Origin of the sequence: Streptomyces sp. ITFR-16 (assembly GCF_031844705.1) — a bacterium.
Lineage (GTDB): Bacteria > Actinomycetota > Actinomycetes > Streptomycetales > Streptomycetaceae > Streptomyces.
This window is the reverse complement of the sequence record NZ_CP134609.1, coordinates 3,346,267-3,364,352: the sequence shown is the minus strand read 5'-3', so window position 1 is coordinate 3,364,352 and position 18,086 is coordinate 3,346,267. Positions and strand designations below refer to the sequence as shown.

At 70.0% G+C, this 18,086-nt stretch carries 17 protein-coding genes; 15 read left to right on the top strand and 2 right to left on the bottom strand.

Annotated elements, in window-relative coordinates:
* The first annotated feature begins 1 nt into the window (after position 1).
* A complete protein-coding gene (locus RLT58_RS14910; RefSeq protein WP_311310857.1) occupies positions 2–646 on the top strand; it encodes a hypothetical protein in 645 nt (214 codons plus the stop codon).
* A gap of 13 nt (positions 647–659) precedes the next feature.
* Here RLT58_RS14910 and RLT58_RS14905 read toward each other — a convergent pair whose 3' ends face one another.
* Positions 660–1,352: a DUF3152 domain-containing protein gene (locus tag RLT58_RS14905; RefSeq protein WP_311310856.1), complete on the bottom strand. Its 693-nt coding sequence runs from the start codon at positions 1,350–1,352 to the stop codon at positions 660–662.
* Positions 1,353–1,517: 165 nt separating this feature from the next.
* Between RLT58_RS14905 and RLT58_RS14900 the strand changes: the two genes are divergently transcribed.
* Positions 1,518–2,210, top strand: coding sequence for a demethylmenaquinone methyltransferase (locus tag RLT58_RS14900; protein WP_311310855.1), 693 nt, complete (start codon positions 1,518–1,520; stop codon positions 2,208–2,210).
* A gap of 142 nt (positions 2,211–2,352) precedes the next feature.
* On the top strand, positions 2,353–3,636 hold the full coding sequence (locus tag RLT58_RS14895; protein WP_311310854.1) for a geranylgeranyl reductase family protein: 1,284 nt from the start codon (positions 2,353–2,355) through the stop codon (positions 3,634–3,636).
* Between the two features lie 92 nt (positions 3,637–3,728).
* Here RLT58_RS14895 and RLT58_RS14890 read toward each other — a convergent pair whose 3' ends face one another.
* Entirely contained in the window at positions 3,729–4,574 is an 846-nt protein-coding gene (locus RLT58_RS14890) for a C40 family peptidase (protein WP_311310853.1), read from the bottom strand.
* 781 nt (positions 4,575–5,355) lie between these two features.
* On the opposite strand from RLT58_RS14890, the gene RLT58_RS14885 reads away from it, so the two are divergent.
* The 12 genes from RLT58_RS14885 to nuoL are packed head-to-tail and all read left to right on the top strand — an operon-like array spanning position 5,356 to position 18,086.
* The gene (locus RLT58_RS14885) at positions 5,356–5,715 is read left to right on the top strand and encodes an NADH-quinone oxidoreductase subunit A (protein ID WP_003992243.1); all 360 of its coding nucleotides are present in this window, start codon (positions 5,356–5,358) and stop codon (positions 5,713–5,715) included.
* Between the two features lie 17 nt (positions 5,716–5,732).
* Positions 5,733–6,287 carry a NuoB/complex I 20 kDa subunit family protein gene (locus RLT58_RS14880; RefSeq protein ID WP_311310852.1) on the top strand — a complete coding sequence of 185 codons (555 nt, stop codon included), beginning with the start codon at positions 5,733–5,735 and terminating at the stop codon, positions 6,285–6,287.
* Complete coding sequence (locus tag RLT58_RS14875) at positions 6,284–6,997, top strand: NADH-quinone oxidoreductase subunit C (RefSeq protein ID WP_311310851.1); 714 nt, start codon at positions 6,284–6,286, stop codon at positions 6,995–6,997. Before RLT58_RS14880 ends, RLT58_RS14875 begins: the two co-directional genes overlap by 4 nt.
* Positions 6,997–8,319 carry an NADH-quinone oxidoreductase subunit D gene (locus RLT58_RS14870; protein WP_311310850.1) on the top strand — a complete coding sequence of 441 codons (1,323 nt, stop codon included), beginning with the start codon at positions 6,997–6,999 and terminating at the stop codon, positions 8,317–8,319. The genes RLT58_RS14875 and RLT58_RS14870 overlap by 1 nt, the downstream gene beginning before the upstream one ends.
* 29 nt (positions 8,320–8,348) lie before the next feature.
* Complete coding sequence (nuoE, locus tag RLT58_RS14865) at positions 8,349–9,164, top strand: NADH-quinone oxidoreductase subunit NuoE (protein WP_311314524.1); 816 nt, start codon at positions 8,349–8,351, stop codon at positions 9,162–9,164.
* Positions 9,164–10,528, top strand: coding sequence for an NADH-quinone oxidoreductase subunit NuoF (nuoF, locus tag RLT58_RS14860; protein WP_311310849.1), 1,365 nt, complete (start codon positions 9,164–9,166; stop codon positions 10,526–10,528). The genes nuoE and nuoF overlap by 1 nt, the downstream gene beginning before the upstream one ends.
* The gene (locus RLT58_RS14855) at positions 10,525–13,029 is read left to right on the top strand and encodes an NADH-quinone oxidoreductase subunit G (RefSeq protein ID WP_311310848.1); all 2,505 of its coding nucleotides are present in this window, start codon (positions 10,525–10,527) and stop codon (positions 13,027–13,029) included. Before nuoF ends, RLT58_RS14855 begins: the two co-directional genes overlap by 4 nt.
* Entirely contained in the window at positions 13,026–14,429 is a 1,404-nt protein-coding gene (nuoH, locus tag RLT58_RS14850) for an NADH-quinone oxidoreductase subunit NuoH (protein WP_311310847.1), read from the top strand. Before RLT58_RS14855 ends, nuoH begins: the two co-directional genes overlap by 4 nt.
* Entirely contained in the window at positions 14,422–15,045 is a 624-nt protein-coding gene (gene nuoI, locus RLT58_RS14845; protein WP_311310846.1) for an NADH-quinone oxidoreductase subunit NuoI, read from the top strand. The genes nuoH and nuoI overlap by 8 nt, the downstream gene beginning before the upstream one ends.
* On the top strand, positions 15,042–15,872 hold the full coding sequence (locus tag RLT58_RS14840) for an NADH-quinone oxidoreductase subunit J (RefSeq protein ID WP_311310845.1): 831 nt from the start codon (positions 15,042–15,044) through the stop codon (positions 15,870–15,872). The genes nuoI and RLT58_RS14840 overlap by 4 nt, the downstream gene beginning before the upstream one ends.
* Entirely contained in the window at positions 15,869–16,168 is a 300-nt protein-coding gene (gene nuoK / locus RLT58_RS14835; protein ID WP_018101339.1) for an NADH-quinone oxidoreductase subunit NuoK, read from the top strand. The genes RLT58_RS14840 and nuoK overlap by 4 nt, the downstream gene beginning before the upstream one ends.
* 16 nt (positions 16,169–16,184) lie before the next feature.
* A complete protein-coding gene (gene nuoL / locus RLT58_RS14830; protein WP_311310844.1) occupies positions 16,185–18,086 on the top strand; it encodes an NADH-quinone oxidoreductase subunit L in 1,902 nt (633 codons plus the stop codon).

Below are 18,086 nucleotides of genomic sequence, written 5' to 3'. Positions count from 1 at the left end.
CTTGCTGACGATCCATGCCGCCGCCCTGCTGCTGCCGGGCGGCGGTCGCGCACCCGTGCCCGGCGGGGCGGTCGCCGTGCGGGACGCGGTGGTCGAGGACTTCGGACCGTACGGCGAGCTGTCCGGCGCCCATCCCTCGGCCAGGGTGCGGCGATGGCCCGGGGTGCTGACCCCGGGCCTGCTCCAGCGCGACGCGGTCCGGCTGCTGGAGGAGTCCTACTTCCCCGATCCGCGCGAGGCGGACACCCTGGGCACCGAGCCGCTGACCGGCGCCGCGCTCGCCGCGCTCGGTCCCGACGACACCTGGCGGGCGGGCAGTGTCCGGCGCGGGCTGCACCGGATGCTCCGGCACGGCACGACCGCCGTCACCGCCGCTCCCGGCACCTCGCCCGCCCTGCTCACGGCCGTGCGCCGGTCCGGGCTGCTCGTCATCGGATCCGCCGCGCCCGCCGGCGACGGGCCGTGGATCGATCCGCTCGCCGGGGCCGCGTCCGCGGCCGACGCGATGGCGGCGCCGCTCGCCGCCGGGGCACGGGCGGACCTCGCCGCCTTCGACGCGCCGGACGAGGCCGCGCTGCTCGCGTCGGGCGGGGCGAGCTGTGTGGCGACGGTGGCCGGGGGCCGGCTGGTGTACCGGGGCCGGTAGCCGGACGCGGGGGCTACGGCACCGAAGGGCCGCCCAGGTAGCGGCCCTTGGCGTCGTACGGCCAGGCGTTGGCGACGCAGCCCTTGAGGCCGTCGATCTGCTGCATCATCGCCGGCGCGGGCCGGCCCCTGCCGGGGCAGGTCTCATGGCCGTGGCCCAGCCAGTGCCCGACCTCGTGATTGATGATCAGGGCGCGGTAGTCGGCCAGCGGGCCGTCGAACTCCGTCGAACCCGTCCGCCAGCGCTTGAGGTTCACCATGACGTCCGCCCCGACCCGGCAGTTCACCTCGCCATGGGTGTTGAGCCCGCTCTTCCCGCAGATGCGGTCGGTGGTCTCGGGGGTGGCGATCCGGATGACCAGACCCGCAGGGCCCTCGGCGACCTGCCGGAAGGTGTGCTCGCCGTGGTGGGACCAGCCCCGGGGCGCGGCCAGGATGCGCGCGACCTCGGCGGCGGCCTTGTCCGCGTCCAGCCCCGAGCCCTCCTCCACCTCGACCCGGTAGGCGTTCCCGCTCCCGGAGCCCGTCGCGCCCGCCCGCGCCACGGTGAAGGACCCCGAGGGGCCGTGGCCGTCCGCCTGGTCGCCGTGCCACCGCAGCCCCACGACGGCCGCCGCGACCAGCACGACCGGGGTGACGGCCATGACGAACAGCCGGTTCCGGCCGCCCTCCCGTTCCCCGCGCCGGCGCACACCTCGTCCGCTCATCCCCGCCCCTCCCCAGTCCTCACGTGTTCCACTCCCCGCTGTAAGGACCGGCGCCGGGACCAATTGGTTCAGTCCACATGCATATGAGGTCGCCGGGCGGGGAGCGCCGCACCGGAATCCGGGCCCGCCCAGGTGCCTTCCGGCCGGGCTGCTTGAATGGGAGGCGTGACCCGAGCCTCCCTGGACAAGCAGCCGCACGAAGTCGCCTCGATGTTCGACGACGTGGCGGCGAACTACGACCTCACCAACGATGTGCTCTCGCTCGGCCAGGCCCGGCTGTGGCGCAAGGAGGTCGCCAGGGCGGTGCACGCCCGCCCGGCGGAGAAGGTCCTCGACCTGGCCGCCGGGACGGCGACGTCCTCGCTGCCGTTCGCCGCGACCGGGGCGTACGTCGTGCCGTGCGACTTCTCCATCGGCATGCTCCGCGAGGGCAAGAGGCGCAACTCCTGGCTGCCGTTCACCGCGGGCGACGCCACCAGGCTCCCGTTCCGCGACGAGACCTTCGACGCGGTGACCATCTCCTTCGGGCTGCGCAACGTCCAGGACACGGACGCGGCGCTGCGCGAGCTGTACCGGGTGACCAAGCCGGGCGGCCGGGTCGTCATCTGCGAGTTCTCCCAGCCGGTCCTGGCACCGTTCAGGACCGTCTACACCGAGTACCTGATGCGGGCGCTGCCGCCGGTCGCGCGCGCGGTGTCGTCCAACCCCGACGCGTACGTCTACCTCGCCGAGTCGATCCGCGCCTGGCCGGACCAGCCCGGCCTCGCGGCCAGGCTCCAGCGGGCCGGCTGGTCCCAGGTCGCGTGGCGCAACCTCACCGGCGGCGTGGTCGCGCTGCACCGGGGCGTACGCGCCTGACGCCGGGGTGGACCGCGAAGACGGGGGCCGGCCTCCGCCGACTTCGGGGGAGCCCTTCTGGGAGTTGGGCGACGGGCCCCCATAGACTGCACGGGACATGTGCCGCGCGGCACACGAATTCGAGTCTTCGGGAGAGCCGACCGTGTCCGAGCCCCTGTCCGAACACAGCGCGGACGTGATCGTCGTCGGGGCGGGCCCAGCCGGCTCCACCACCGCGTACTACCTGGCCAAGGCCGGACTCGACGTCCTCCTGCTGGAGAAGACCGCCTTCCCGCGCGAGAAGGTCTGCGGTGACGGCCTCACCCCGCGCGCCACCAAGCAGCTCGTCTCCATGGGCATCGACATCTCCGAAGAGGCCGGCTGGCTGCGCAACAAGGGCCTGCGGATCATCGGCGGCGGCGTCCGGCTCCAGCTGGACTGGCCGGACCTCGCCTCGTACCCGGACTACGGACTGGTCCGCAAGCGCGACGACTTCGACGAGCAGCTCGCCCGCCAGGCGCAGAAGGCCGGTGCCCGGCTGTACGAGCGCTGCAATGTCGGCGCCCCCGTCAAGGACGACCGCACCGGCCGGATCACCGGGGTGCACGCGAAGCTCGGCGAGGAGAAGACCCCGGTCACCTTCCACGCCCCGCTCGTCGTCGCCGCCGACGGCAACTCCACCCGGCTCTCCCTCGCGATGGGCCTGCACCGCCGCGAGGACCGCCCGATGGGCGTCGCGGTCCGTACGTACTTCACCTCGCCCCGCCACGACGACGACTACCTGGAGTCCTGGCTGGAGCTGTGGGACCGGCGCGGCGCCGAGGACCGGCTGCTGCCCGGCTACGGCTGGATCTTCGGCATGGGCGACGGCACCTCCAACGTGGGCCTCGGCATCCTCAACTCCTCGTCCGCCTTCAAGGAGCTGGACTGGCGCGAGGTGCTCAAGGCGTGGTGCGCCTCGATGCCGGAGGACTGGGGCTACACCCCGGAGAACATGACGACGCCGATCCGCGGCGCCGCTCTCCCGATGGCCTTCAACCGCCAGCCGCACTACACCAAGGGCCTGCTGCTCGTGGGCGACGCGGGCGGCATGGTCAACCCGTTCAACGGTGAGGGCATCGCGTACGCCATGGAGTCGGGGCAGATCGCGGCGGACGTCATCGTCCAGGCGCACGCCCGCGCGACCCCGGCCCAGCGCGAACTGGCCCTGAACAACTACCCGAAGGTGCTCAAGGAGACCTACGGCGGCTACTACACGATGGGCCGCGCCTTCGTGAAGCTGATCGGCAACCCGAAGGTCATGAAGATCGCCACCCAGCGCGGTCTGACGCACCCGCTGCTGATGAAGTTCACGCTGAAGATGCTCGCCAACCTCACCGACCCGGCGGGCGGCGACGCGATGGACCGCATCATCAACGGTCTGGCGAAGGTGGCCCCGAAGGCCTGACCCGGGCGCACCGCACACGCCGAAGGGCCGTCACTCCCGAGCGGGGGAGTGACGGCCCTTCGTGGTGCGCCGGGGCGCTTGTGAATCCGTGCTCAGAGGACGCGGACCGCGCCGGTCGGCATGTCGTAGTCCAGGGGGCGCTGCACCACACCGGTGGAGGAGTTCTGCGCTCCGACGAACTGGCCGCCGCCCACGTAGATCCCGACGTGGTACGCGCTGCCCGCGCCGCCCCAGTACAGGATGTCGCCCGGCTGGAGGTTGCTCAGCGAGACCTGGGTGCCGGCGGTCGACTGGCTCTGCGAGACACGCGGCAGGTCGACGCCCACCGTGCGGAACGCGGCCTGGACCAGGCCCGAGCAGTCCCAGGAGTTGGGGCCGGTGCCGCCGGACACGTACGCGTCGCCGACCTGCGCCTGCGCGAACGCCACGACGGAGGCCGCGGAGCCGGTGGCGTTGGAGGAGTACGACGGCGTGGCGGACGACGAGGAGCCCGTGGAGGAGCCGGAGGACGAGGAGCCCGACGTGGTGCTCAGCGTCGTGCGTGCGGCGCTGCGGGAGGCGCGCGCGGCGGCCTCCGCCTTGGCCTTCGCGGCGGCCTCGGCCTTCTTCTTGGCCTCTGCCTTGCGGACGGCCTCGGCCTTGGCCTTCTTGGCGGCCTTGGCGGCCGTCGTGGCGGCGGCCTCCTCGTGGGCCTGCGTCTCCAGGTCGAGGGCGACCTGCTGCGTGGCCTCGGCGGACGCCGCGACAGTGGTGGAGAGACCCGCCGTGATGGTGGGCATCTCGATCGTCTGGGTCACCGGCTCGGCCTGGGCCGGACCGGCGGCGCCTGCGACCGCGATGGTGCTGAGGACGCCACCGGCAACTCCGGCCCGCAGCGCCGTCTTCGAGGCGTTTCGGCGGGGCTTCCGGTGGCTGGGTATGAGAGCGGTGTGGGACATGGGTACTAGCGCTATCAGGGCCTCCCGGGTCCCATCAAGAAACGTGTGTTGCGACACAGTTACGTCCGGAATCTGTGAATCCGCTTTCTGGGCGCCTTTATTGACGCCGTAACGGGCAAATCGGGCAGGCGTGATCACGGCCTTGATCATGGGTTTTCAGCAATACGCCCGAATTGCCCGCCACTTACCATCCGTTCACACGGATGGCCAAGCCCGCTTGTGTGGCGGGTTGAGCGACGTGACGCAGGTCACAGCATGGTCTCGCTGTGACGGGCATACGAGCACCCTGCGCGCGGGACGGGGTGCGCGTGCGGAACTCGCGGTGGGCGGCGGCCCATTCGCCCGATAGGGCGTGTATGCCGGAATGCGTCCACTTCATGCACCGGCACTCCCCGAGCGGGTGACCCCGGGCGGCCCCAGAGTGGGGCAGATTCCTTTATCACCCCATCGCGTCCATCGCCAATTTGGCGCGGTGCCCTGCGGCTTGATAGGGCGACACCTCTTTGACCAGCGGTAACAGCGCTGGATGTCACCTCTCGTGATCACTCGGCCGCTTCGTGTACGAAGATCACCGCTCATCCGACTTCATGATCGTTCGTCAGGTGGTGGAGATCACAAAGTCGTTGTCGTACCCCGTGTCGCAGATCACAGGACGGCGGGCATAGGATGCGGGGCAGTCGGGCTTGTGAACTGCCTCACATGTGCACGATCTTGGTGAGGCGGCGAGCCAGGTCGCCCGATGCGGTCCAACGGTCAAGGACGACTGGAAGGAGCGAGGAGCGTGAATGCCTACGCGCCCATCCTCGTGCTCGGCGCCCTCGGGGCAGGGTTTGCGATCTTCTCCGTGGTCATGGCCACGCTTATCGGCCCCAAGCGCTACAACCGGGCAAAGCTCGAAGCGTACGAGTGCGGTATCGAACCCACACCCACGCCGGCCGGTGGCGGCCGCTTCCCCATCAAGTACTACCTGACGGCGATGCTCTTCATCGTCTTCGACATCGAGATCGTCTTCCTCTATCCCTGGGCGGTCACCTTCGACGCCCTGGGCATCTTCGGGCTCGTCGAGATGCTGCTCTTCGTGCTCACCGTCTTCGTCGCCTACGCGTATGTATGGCGTCGCGGCGGCCTGGAATGGGACTGAGGGGCTGAGGGGCACACATGGGACTCGAAGAGAAGCTGCCCAGCGGCTTCGTGCTGACCACTGTCGAGCAGGCCGCCGGCTGGGTGCGGAAGTCCTCCGTCTTCCCGGCCACCTTCGGCCTCGCCTGCTGCGCCATCGAGATGATGACGACCGGGGCCGGGCGCTACGACCTGGCCCGGTTCGGCATGGAGGTCTTCCGCGGCTCGCCGCGGCAGGCGGACCTGATGATCGTGGCGGGGCGGGTGAGCCAGAAGATGGCGCCCGTCCTGCGGCAGGTCTACGACCAGATGCCGAACCCCAAGTGGGTCATCTCCATGGGCGTCTGCGCATCATCGGGCGGAATGTTCAACAATTACGCCATTGTTCAGGGTGTTGATCATATTGTTCCGGTTGATATCTATTTGCCGGGCTGCCCCCCGCGGCCCGAGATGCTGATGGACGCGATTCTCAAGCTCCACCAGAAGATCCAGGGCTCCAAGCTCGGGGTCAACGCGGAGGAGGCCGCCCGCGAGGCGGAGGACGCGGCGCTCAACGCACTGCCCCTGATCGAGATGAAGGGGCTGCTGCGATGAGCGACCAGGAGCAGAACGGCAGCGGCGTCCCCGCCCCGCGCGACGAGCACGGCGAGGTCATCGGCGTACGCAAGGGCATGTTCGGCGCCAACAACGGCGGCGACACCTCCGGCTACGGCGGGCTGATCCGTACCGTCGCCCTGCCGGGCGCCACCGCGCGCCCGTACGGCGGCTGGTTCGACGAGGTCGCCGACGAGCTCGAAGGGGCCCTGGAGGAACAGGGCCTGCTGCCCGGCAACGCCATCGAGAAGACGGTCGTCGACCGCGACGAGCTCACCTTCCACATCGCCCGCGAGCACCTGCCCGCCGTCGCGAAGACGCTGCGCGACGACCCGGCCCTGCGCTTCGAGCTCTGTACGGGGGTGAGCGGCGTCCACTTCCTCGGTGACAAGGGACGCGAGCTGCACGCCGTCTACCACCTGCGCTCGATCACCCACGGCCGGCTGATCCGGCTGGAGGTCTCCGCGCCGGACAGCGACCCCCACATCCCGTCCCTCGTCGCGGTCTACCCGACCAACGACTGGCACGAGCGCGAGGCCTACGACTTCTTCGGGCTCGTCTTCGACGGGCACCCGGCCCTCACCCGGATCATGATGCCGGACGACTGGCAGGGCTTCCCGCAGCGCAAGGACTACCCGCTCGGCGGCATCGCCGTCGAGTACAAAGGCGCCCAGATCCCGGCTCCGGACCAGCGGAGGTCGTACTCCTGATGACCACTCCCCATGCGACACCACGCGCCACGACCGAGGGGACTGTATATACAGTCACCGGCGGCGACTGGGACGAGGTAGTCGAATCGGCGGCCGCCTCCGACGACGAGCGCATCATCGTCAACATGGGCCCCCAGCACCCGTCCACGCACGGGGTGCTCCGGCTGATCCTGGAGATCGACGGCGAGACCGTCACCGAGGCCCGCTGCGGCATCGGCTACCTCCACACCGGCATCGAGAAGAACCTCGAATTCCGGAACTGGACGCAGGGCACCACCTTCGTCACGCGCATGGACTACCTGACGCCGTTCTTCAACGAGACGGCGTACTGCCTGGGGGTCGAGAAGCTCCTCGGCATCGAGGACCAGATCCCCGACCGGGCCGGCGTCCTGCGCGTGCTGCTGATGGAGCTCAACCGGATCTCCTCGCACCTGGTGTGCATCGCCACCGGCGGCATGGAGCTCGGCGCCACGACGATCATGATCTACGGCTTCCGCGATCGTGAACTCGTTCTCGATCTCTTCGAGCTGATCACCGGCCTGCGGATGAACCACGCGTTCGTGCGCCCCGGCGGACTGGCCCAGGACCTGCCCCCGGGCGCGGTCGACCAGTTGCGCGAGTTCGTGAAGACCATGAAGAAGAACCTGCCGGAGTACGACGCGCTCGCCACCGGCAACCCCATCTTCAAGGCCCGTATGCAGGACGTCGGCTACCTCGACCTGACCGGCTGCATGGCGCTCGGCGCCACCGGCCCGGTCCTGCGCTCCGCCGGACTCCCGCACGACCTGCGCAAGACCGACCCCTACTGCGGGTACGAGAACTACGAGTTCGACGTCCCCACGGCGGACAGCTGCGACGCCTACGGCCGCTTCCTCATCCGTCTGGAAGAGATGCGCCAGTCGCTGCGGATCATCGAGCAGTGCATCGACCGGCTCGCCCCGGGCCCGGTCATGGTCGCCGACAAGAAGATCGCCTGGCCCGCGCAGCTCGCGCTCGGCCCGGACGGCCTCGGCAACTCGCTCGACCACATCAAGAAGATCATGGGCACCTCCATGGAGGCCCTGATCCACCACTTCAAGCTGGTGACCGAGGGCTTCCGGGTCCCCGCCGGGCAGGCGTACACCGCCGTCGAGTCGCCCAAGGGCGAACTCGGCGTGCACGTCGTCTCCGACGGCGGCACCCGCCCCTACCGGGTCCACTTCCGCGACCCGTCCTTCACCAACCTCCAGGCCATGGCGGCGATGTGCGAGGGCGGCCAGGTCGCCGACGTCATCGTCGCCGTCGCATCCATCGACCCCGTGATGGGAGGCGTCGACCGGTGACCGAAGCACGTCAGGAAGTCAGTCTGGGGATGCCGCAGCTCCCCGCCCCCGCCTACCCGGCCGAGGTGCTCGCCAGGCTCGAGACGGATGCGAAGGAGGTGATCGCCCGCTACCCCGGCAGCCGCTCCGCGCTGCTGCCGCTGCTGCACCTCGTGCAGTCCGAGGAGGGGTACGTCTCCCGTACGGGCATGGCCTTCTGCGCCGAGCAGCTCGGCCTCACCACCGCGGAGGTCACCGCGGTCGCCACCTTCTACACGATGTACCGGCGCAAGCCCAGCGGCGACTACCAGGTCGGCGTCTGCACCAACACGCTCTGCGCGGTGATGGGCGGCGACGCCATCTTCGACCGGCTCAAGGACCACCTCGGCGTCGGCAACGACGAGACGACCGAGGACGGCAAGGTCACCCTCGAACACATCGAGTGCAACGCGGCCTGCGACTTCGCGCCCGTCGTGATGGTCAACTGGGAGTTCTTCGACAACCAGACCCCGGAGAGCGCGACCCGGCTCGTCGACGACCTGATCGCCGGCCGCACCGTCGAGCCGACCCGCGGCGCCCCGCTGTGCACGTACAAGGAGACCGCCCGCATCCTGGCCGGCTTCCCCGACGAGCGCCCCGGCGCCGTCGCGGCCACCGGCGGGGCCGGTCCCGCCTCGCTGATCGGCCTGAAGCTCGCCAAGGGCGAGGCCGTGCCGCAGGCCCGCGTGGTCGGCCCGCGCGGTGAGGCACCGCGCGACGAACCGCAGAAGGGCGCCGAGCACCTCAGCTCCCATGACGCGCCACAGCAGACCTCGGCATCAGACCCGGACCACCCGGCCGGTCCCGCCGCCGAGGAGGGGGAGTGATGACGTTGGCCGCCGAAATCGACAAGAACGGGACCAGTCCCGAGAAGCTTCTCGCGCCTGTCCTGTCCGCCTTCTGGGACCAGCCGGAATCCTGGACCCTGGAGACCTACCGCCGCCACGAGGGGTACGAGGGGCTGCGCAAGGCCCTCACCATGTCCCCGGACGACCTCATCGCGTACGTCAAGGACTCCGGTCTGCGCGGCCGGGGCGGCGCCGGCTTCCCGACCGGGATGAAGTGGCAGTTCATCCCGCAGGGCGACGGCAAGCCGCACTACCTGGTGGTCAACGCCGACGAGTCGGAGCCGGGGACCTGCAAGGACATCCCGCTCCTGTTCGCCAATCCGCACAGCCTCATCGAGGGCATCGTGATCGCCTGCTACGCGATCCGCTCCTCGCACGCCTTCATCTATCTGCGCGGCGAGGTCGTCCCCGTCCTGCGGCGGCTGCACGAGGCCGTGCGCGAGGCGTACGAGGCGGGCTACCTCGGCACGAACATCCTGGGCTCCGGACTCGATCTGGAACTCACCGTGCACGCGGGCGCCGGCGCGTACATCTGCGGTGAGGAGACCGCGCTGCTCGACTCGCTCGAAGGACGCCGCGGCCAGCCCCGGCTGCGCCCGCCCTTCCCCGCGGTCGCCGGTCTGTACGCCTGCCCCACCGTGGTGAACAACGTGGAGTCCATCGCCTCGGTTCCCTCGATCCTGAACAAGGGCAAGGACTGGTTCAAGTCGATGGGCAGCGAGAAGTCCCCGGGCTTCACGCTCTACTCGCTCAGCGGCCATGTCGCGGGACCCGGCCAGTACGAGGCCCCGCTCGGTATCACCCTGCGCCAGCTCCTCGACATGAGCGGCGGGATGCGCCCCGGCCACCGGCTGAAGTTCTGGACCCCGGGCGGCTCCTCCACCCCGATGTTCACCGACGAGCACCTCGACGTGCCCCTCGACTACGAGGGTGTCGGCGCCGCCGGGTCCATGCTCGGCACCAAGGCGCTCCAGTGCTTCGACGAGACGACCTGCGTGGTGCGGGCCGTCACCCGCTGGACCGAGTTCTACGCGCACGAGTCCTGCGGCAAGTGCACGCCCTGCCGCGAAGGCACCTACTGGCTCGTCCAGTTGCTCCGTGCCATCGAAAGCGGGGCCGGCACCCTCAGCGACCTCGACAAGCTGAACGACATCGCCGACAACATCAACGGCAAGTCCTTCTGCGCCCTCGGCGACGGCGCCGCCTCGCCGATCTTCTCCTCGCTGAAGTACTTCCGCGAGGAGTACGAGCAGCACATCACCGGCAAGGGCTGCCCCTTCGATCCCGCCAGGTCGACCGTCTGGGCCGATGACAAGAACGCATCCCAGGGGGTGAACGCATGACAGTCACCACGAGTGCGCCCTCCGGGGGCGGCGAGGCGGCGCTCCCGCCCGAGGACCTCGTCACGCTGACCATCGACGGCATCGAGATCAGCGTGCCCAAGGGCACCCTGGTCATCCGCGCCGCCGAACTCCTCGGCATCGAGATCCCGCGCTTCTGCGACCACCCGCTCCTCGACCCGGCCGGCGCCTGCCGCCAGTGCATCGTCGAGGTCGAGGGCCAGCGCAAGCCGATGGCGTCCTGCACCATCACCTGCACCGACGGCATGGTCGTCAAGTCGCAGATCACCTCGCCGGTCGCCGACAAGGCCCAGCGCGGCGTGATGGAGCTGCTGCTCATCAACCACCCGCTGGACTGCCCCGTCTGCGACAAGGGCGGCGAGTGCCCGCTCCAGAACCAGGCGATGTCGCACGGCGACGCGACCTCCCGCTTCGACGGGAAGAAGCGGACGTACGAGAAGCCCGTCCCGATCTCCACCCAGGTGCTGCTGGACCGCGAGCGGTGCGTGCTCTGCGCGCGCTGCACCCGGTTCTCCAACCAGGTGGCGGGCGACCCGATGATCGAGCTGATCGAGCGCGGCGCGCTCCAGCAGGTCGGCACCGGCGAGGGCGACCCGTTCGAGTCGTACTTCTCCGGCAACACCATCCAGATCTGCCCGGTCGGGGCGCTGACCTCGGCGGCCTACCGGTTCCGCTCCCGCCCCTTCGACCTGGTGTCCTCGCCGTCGGTCTGCGAGCACTGCGCCGGCGGCTGCGCCACCCGCACCGACCACCGGCGCGGCAAGGTCATGCGGCGCCTCGCCGCCAACGAGCCCGAGGTCAACGAGGAGTGGCTCTGCGACAAGGGCCGCTTCGGCTTCCGCTACGCCCAGCAGCGCGACCGGCTCACCACCCCGCTGGTCCGGGGCGAGTCCGGTGAACTGGAGCCGGCGAGCTGGCCGGAGGCGCTGGCCGCGGCGGCGGCCGGACTCGCGGCGGCACGCGGCAGGACCGGTGTCCTCACCGGCGGCCGGCTGACCGTCGAGGACGCTTACGCGTACAGCAAGTTCGCGCGGATCGCCCTGGACACCAACGACATCGACTTCCGGGCCCGGGTGCACAGCGACGAGGAGGCCGACTTCCTGGCCGCCCGCGTCGCGGGACGCGGCCGGGACCTGGACGGTTCGGGTGTCACCTACACCTCGCTGGAGAAGGCGCCGACCGTGCTGCTGGTCGGCTTCGAGTCCGAGGAGGAGGCCCCCGGCGTCTTCCTGCGGCTGCGCAAGGCGAACCGCAAGCACGGCCAGCGCACCTTCTCCGTCGCCTCGCACGCCACCCGCGGCCTCACCAAGGCGGGCGGCACGCTGCTGCCCGCCGCACCCGGCACCGAGACCGAGTGGCTGGACGCCATCGCGGGCGGTGTCGGCCTCGACGGCGACGGAGCCGCCGCGGCCGAGGCGCTGCGCGGCGAGGGCGCGTTGATCGTGGTCGGCGAGCGGCTGGCCGGGGTGCCCGGCGGGCTGAGCGCCGCCGTCCGTACGGCGACCGCGACCGGCGCCGCCCTGGTGTGGATCCCGCGCCGGGCCGGCGAGCGCGGCGCGGTGGAGGCGGGTGCGCTCCCGTCGCTGCTGCCCGGCGGCCGGCCGGCCACCGACCCGCGGGCCCGGGACGAGGTGGCGGCCGTCTGGGGCGTCGCCGAACTCCCCTCCCGCTTCGGCCGCGACACCGGCCAGATCATCGAGGCCGCGGCCACCGGCGAACTGGGCGCCCTGCTCGTCGCGGGCGTCGAGGCCGCCGACCTGCCGGACCCGGCCCGGGCCCTGGAGGCCCTGGACCAGGTCGGCTTCCTGGTCTCGCTGGAGCTGCGGCCCAGCGAGGTCACCGACCGCGCCGACGTGGTGTTCCCGGTCGCCGCGGTCGCCGAGAAGTCCGGCACCTTCCTCAACTGGGAGGGCAGGGCGCGGATGTTCGAGGCCGCGCTCAAGCCCGAGCAGATGACCCGCAACCTGGCCCCGGGCGACGCCCGGGTGCTGCACATGCTGGCCGACGCCCTGGACGTCCACCTCGCGCTGCCGGACCTGCGGTCCGCACGCCGGGAGCTGGACCGGCTCGGCGGCTGGCAGGGCTCGTACGCCGACGACCCGCGCGCCTCGGCGCGCCCGCTGCCCAGGCCCGGTGACGGCGAGGCGATCCTCGCGGGCCACCGGATGCTGCTCGACCTGGGCCGGCTCCAGGAGGGCGACACCGCGCTGGCCGGCACCCGGCACGCCGCGGTCGCCCGGCTCTCCGCCGCCACCGCGGCCGAGACCGGCGTCAAGGACGGCGATCTGCTGGCCGTCACCGGCCCGGCGGGCAGTGTCGAACTCCCGCTCCGGGTCACCGAGATGCCGGACCGGGTGGTCTGGGTGCCGCTGAACTCCGTCGGGCGGGGCGTGCCGGCCGACACCGGGGCCCACCCCGGCGGTCCGGTCCGGATCGGCCCCGCCGCCGGTACTCCCGACGTCACACCGGAGGTGCGGGCGTGACCGCCTTCGCTCAACTGGCCGCGGCCCCGCACGGTGCGGTGCTCGCCGCCGAGGACCTGTCGATGTTCGGCAACGACCCCTGGTGGCTCGTCGTCATCAAGGCGGTCTTCTGCTTCGCGTTCCTGATGCTGACCGTGCTCTTCTCCATCGTGTGGGAGCGCAAGGTCGTCGCCTGGATGCAGTTGCGCATCGGCCCCAACCGGCACGGCCCCTGGGGCATGCTCCAGTCGCTCGCCGACGGCATGAAGCTGATGCTGAAGGAAGACGTCGTCGTCAAGCGGGCGGACAAGGTCGTCTACATCCTCGCCCCGATCGTCGCGGCGATCCCGGCGTTCATGGCGATCGCGGTGATCCCCTTCGGCCCGTCCGGCAACGAGGTCTCGATCTTCGGACACCGTACGGCGATGCAGCTCACCGACCTGCCGATCGCGATGCTCTACATCCTCGCGGTCGCCTCGGTCGGGATCTACGGCATCGTGCTGGCCGGCTGGTCCTCCGGATCGACGTACCCGCTGCTCGGCGGACTCCGCTCCTGCGCGCAGATGATCTCCTACGAGATCGCTATGGGCGCCGCCTTCGCCTCGGTCTTCCTCTACTCCGGGTCGATGTCGACCTCGAAGATCGTGGAGGCGCAGCAGGACCGCTGGTTCATCATCCTGCTGCCGGTCTCCTTCATCATCTACATCGTCACGATGGTCGGGGAGACCAACCGCGCCCCGTTCGACATGCCGGAGTCCGAGGGCGACCTCGTCGGCGGCTTCAACACCGAGTACTCGTCGATCAAGTTCGCGATGTTCATGCTCGCCGAGTACGTCAACATGGTCACCGTCTCCGCGGTCTCCACGACCCTGTTCCTGGGCGGCTGGCGGGCCCCGTGGCCGATCAGCACCTTCTGGGAGGGGGCGAACCACGGCTGGTGGCCGATGCTCTGGTTCGTCATCAAGGTCCAGCTGCTGCTGTTCTTCTTCATCTGGCTGCGCGGCACGCTGCCCCGCGTCCGCTACGACCAGCTGATGAAGCTGGGCTGGAAGGTCCTGATCCCGGTCTCCGTCGTCTGGCTGATGCTGGTCGCGACGGTGCGGGCGCTGCGCAACGAGGGCTACGACTTCTCGAAGATCCTGCTCTATGTGGCCGGGGCCGTGATCGCGGTGCTCCTGATCTCCTTCGTCGTGGACATCTTCCGCGACAAGAAGGTGAAGGCCGCCGCCGCGAACGCGGAGCCGGAACCGGCGTTCGACCCGATGGCGGGCGGATTCCCGGTGCCGCCGCTGCCCGGACAGACCCTGCCGCCCGTGCCCCGGCGCAGGCCCCGCCGTGAGCGTGAGCTCGTTGTCAGTGGCGGAGTGGATACTCAGAGTGACGGAATCCCGAGTGACGGAAAGGAGGCCGACGGTGTCTGAACAGTCCCCGGAGGACAAGTTCCAGAATCCGGTGGCCGGCTTCGGCGTGACCTTCAAGGCCATGTTCAAGAAGCGGCTGACCGAGCAGTACCCGGAGACGCCGAAGGTGACGGCGCCGCGCTTCCACGGCCGGCACCAGCTCAACCGTCACCCGGACGGTCTGGAGAAGTGCGTCGGCTGCGAGCTGTGCGCCTGGGCCTGTCCCGCCGACGCGATCTACGTGGAGGGCGCGGACAACACCGAGGAGGAGCGCTACTCCCCGGGCGAGCGCTACGGCCGCGTCTACCAGATCAACTACGCGCGCTGCATTCTCTGCGGACTGTGCATCGAGGCGTGCCCGACCCGGGCGCTCACGATGACCAATGAGTTCGAGCTCGCCAACACCACCCGCGAAAGCCTCATCTACACCAAGGACGAGCTGCTCGCGGGCCTGGAGGAAGGCATGGTCGACAGCCCGCACGCGATCTTCCCCGGCACGGACGAGCAGGACTACTACCGGGGCCTGGTCACCGAGGCCGCCCCCGGTACGGAACGCCAGCTCGCCGTCTCCAAGGGCGAGAAGCCCTCCGACGAGGCCGGCGAGAGCAACGGCGCGGCACGGGAGGTGGACGCATGACCGGCCTGGCCGCAGCGGCCTCGCAGACCTCGACGGGTGAGGCCTTCCAGTTCTGGGTGCTCGGCACGGTCGCGGTGATCGGCGCCCTGTCCACGGTGCTGATGAAGAAGGCGGTGCACAGTGCGCTGAGCCTCGCCGGGACCATGATCATCCTGGCGGTCTTCTACCTCGCCAACGGCGCCTACTTCCTGGGCATCGTCCAGATCGTCGTCTACACCGGCGCGATCATGATGCTGTTCCTCTTCGTGGTCATGCTCGTCGGTGTCACGGCGGCGGACTCGCTGAAGGAGACGCTCAAGGGCCAGCGCTGGCTGGCGGCTGGCTGCGGGGTCGGCTTCGGCGTCCTGCTGATCGCCGGCATCGGCAACGCCTCGCTCACCAGCTTCAACGGCCTCGGCACCGCCAACGCCGAGCACGGGGGAAACGTGGAGGGGCTCGCCAGCCTCATCTTCACCAAGTACGTCTTCGCCTTCGAGATCACCGGCGCCCTGCTGATCACCGCGACCGTCGGCGCGATGGTGCTCACGCACCGCGAGCGCACCGAACGGGCCAAGACCCAGCGGGAGATGTCCGAGGAGCGCGTACGCAGCAGCCATCTGCCGCCGCTGCCCGCCCCCGGCGTCTACGCCCGGCACAACGCGGTGGACATCGCCGGGCTGCTGCCCGACGGCACACCGTCCGAACTCACCGTCATGCAGACGCTGCGCAAGCGCGGCCAGATGCGCGACGTGTCCCACGAGTCCCTGGCCGGCCTCAAGGCGCTGGAACAGCGCTCCGAGGAGCGGCTCGGCCGGGCCGACGCGGATGAAGAGGAGGTCGCCAAGTGAATCCGGTCAACTACCTCTATCTCGCCGCTCTGTTGTTCACCATCGGCGCGGCCGGGGTCCTGATCAGGCGGAACGCGATCGTGGTGTTCATGTGCGTGGAGCTGATGCTCAACGCCTGCAACCTCGCGTTCGTCACCTTCTCCCGTATGCACGGCAACCTCGACGGCCAGATCATCGCCTTCTTCACGATGGTCGTCGCCGCCGCGGAGGTCGTGGTCGGGCTGGCGATCATCGTGTCGCTGTTCCGTTCCCGTCACTCGGCCTCGGTCGACGACGCCAGCCTGATGAAGCTGTAGAGGGGCGCTGGACCCAATGAACGCAGAGAACCTGATTGCGCTGCTCGTCGCGGCGCCCCTGCTCGGAGCGGCGGTGCTGCTCTGCGGCGGCCGGCGGCTCGACCGCGCGGGCCACTGGCTCGGCACCGTGCTCGCCGCCGCCTCGTTCGTCGTCGCCGTGGTGCTCTTCACCGACATGCTCGGGAAGGGCGCCGAGGACCGCGCGCTGCACCAGAAGCTGTTCAGCTGGATCCCGGTCGAGGGCTTCCAGGCCGATGTGGCCTTCCAGCTCGACCAGCTGTCGATGACGTTCGTCCTGCTGATCACGGGTGTGGGCACGCTGATCCACATCTACTCGATCGGCTACATGGAGCACGACGAGCGCCGGCGCCGCTTCTTCGGCTATCTGAACCTGTTCCTCGCGGCGATGCTGATCCTGGTCATCGCCGACAACTACCTGCTGCTGTACGTCGGGTGGGAGGGCGTCGGTCTGGCGTCGTACCTGCTCATCGGCTTCTGGCAGCACAAGCCCAGCGCGGCCACCGCCGCCAAGAAGGCGTTCCTGGTCAACCGGGTCGGCGACATGGGCCTGTCGATCGCGATCATGCTGATGTTCACCACCTTCGGCACCTTCGCGTTCGGCCCGGTCCTGGAGGCCACCGGCGGGACGAGCGAGGGCAAGCTGACGGCGATCGGCCTGATGCTGCTGCTCGCCGCGTGCGGCAAGTCCGCCCAGGTCCCGCTGCAGTCCTGGCTGGGTGACGCGATGGAGGGCCCGACCCCGGTCTCGGCCCTGATCCACGCCGCCACCATGGTCACCGCGGGCGTCTACCTGATCGTCCGGTCCGGCGCGATCTTCAACGCCGCCCCGGACGCCCAGCTGGTCGTCGTGGTCGTCGGAGCGGTCACGCTGATCTTCGGTGCGATCGTCGGTTGCGCCAAGGACGACATCAAGAAGGCCCTCGCCGGGTCGACGATGTCGCAGATCGGCTACATGATCCTGGCCGCCGGGCTCGGCCCCATCGGCTACGTCTTCGCGATCATGCACCTGGTGACGCACGGCTTCTTCAAGGCCGGGCTCTTCCTCGGCGCCGGTTCGGTCATGCACGGCATGAACGACGAGGTGGACATGCGGAAGTTCGGCGGCCTGCGGAAGTACATGCCGGTCACCTTCGTCACCTTCGGGCTCGGCTACCTCGCGATCATCGGCTTCCCCGGCCTGTCCGGCTTCTTCTCCAAGGACAAGATCATCGAGGCGGCCTTCGCCAAGGGCGGCACCGAGGGCTGGATCCTCGGCGCGGTCACCCTGCTGGGCGCCGCGATCACCGCGTTCTACATGACGCGCGTGATGCTGCTGACGTTCTTCGGCGAGAAGCGCTGGCAGCCGGACGCGGAGGGACACGAGCCGCATCCGCACGAGTCCCCGAAGTCCATGACCATCCCCATGATCGTCCTGGCCTTCGGCTCGGTGTTCGCCGGCGGGTTCTTCTCCATCGGGGACCGCTTCCTGCACTGGCTGGAGCCCGTCACGGGACACAGCCACGGGGACGCCCCGGTCAGCGCGACCACGGTCACCGCCGCCACCATGGTGGTGCTCGTCATCGGTGTCGCCGTCGCCTGGCTGATGTACGGGCGCAGGCCGGTGCCCGCGGTCGCCCCGCGCGGCTCGCTGCTCACCCGGGCGGCCCGCCGCGACCTCCTCCAGGACGACTTCAACCACGTGGTCCTGGTCCGCGGCGGCGAGCACCTCACCCGCTCCCTGGTCTACGTCGACCACACCCTGGTCGACGGCGTCGTCAACGGCACGGCCGCGTCCATGGGCGGGCTCTCCGGCCGGCTGCGCAAACTGCAGAACGGCTACGCCCGCTCCTACGCGGTCTCGATGTTCGGCGGTACGGCGGTTCTCATCGCCGCGACCCTGCTGATGAGGGCGGTCTGA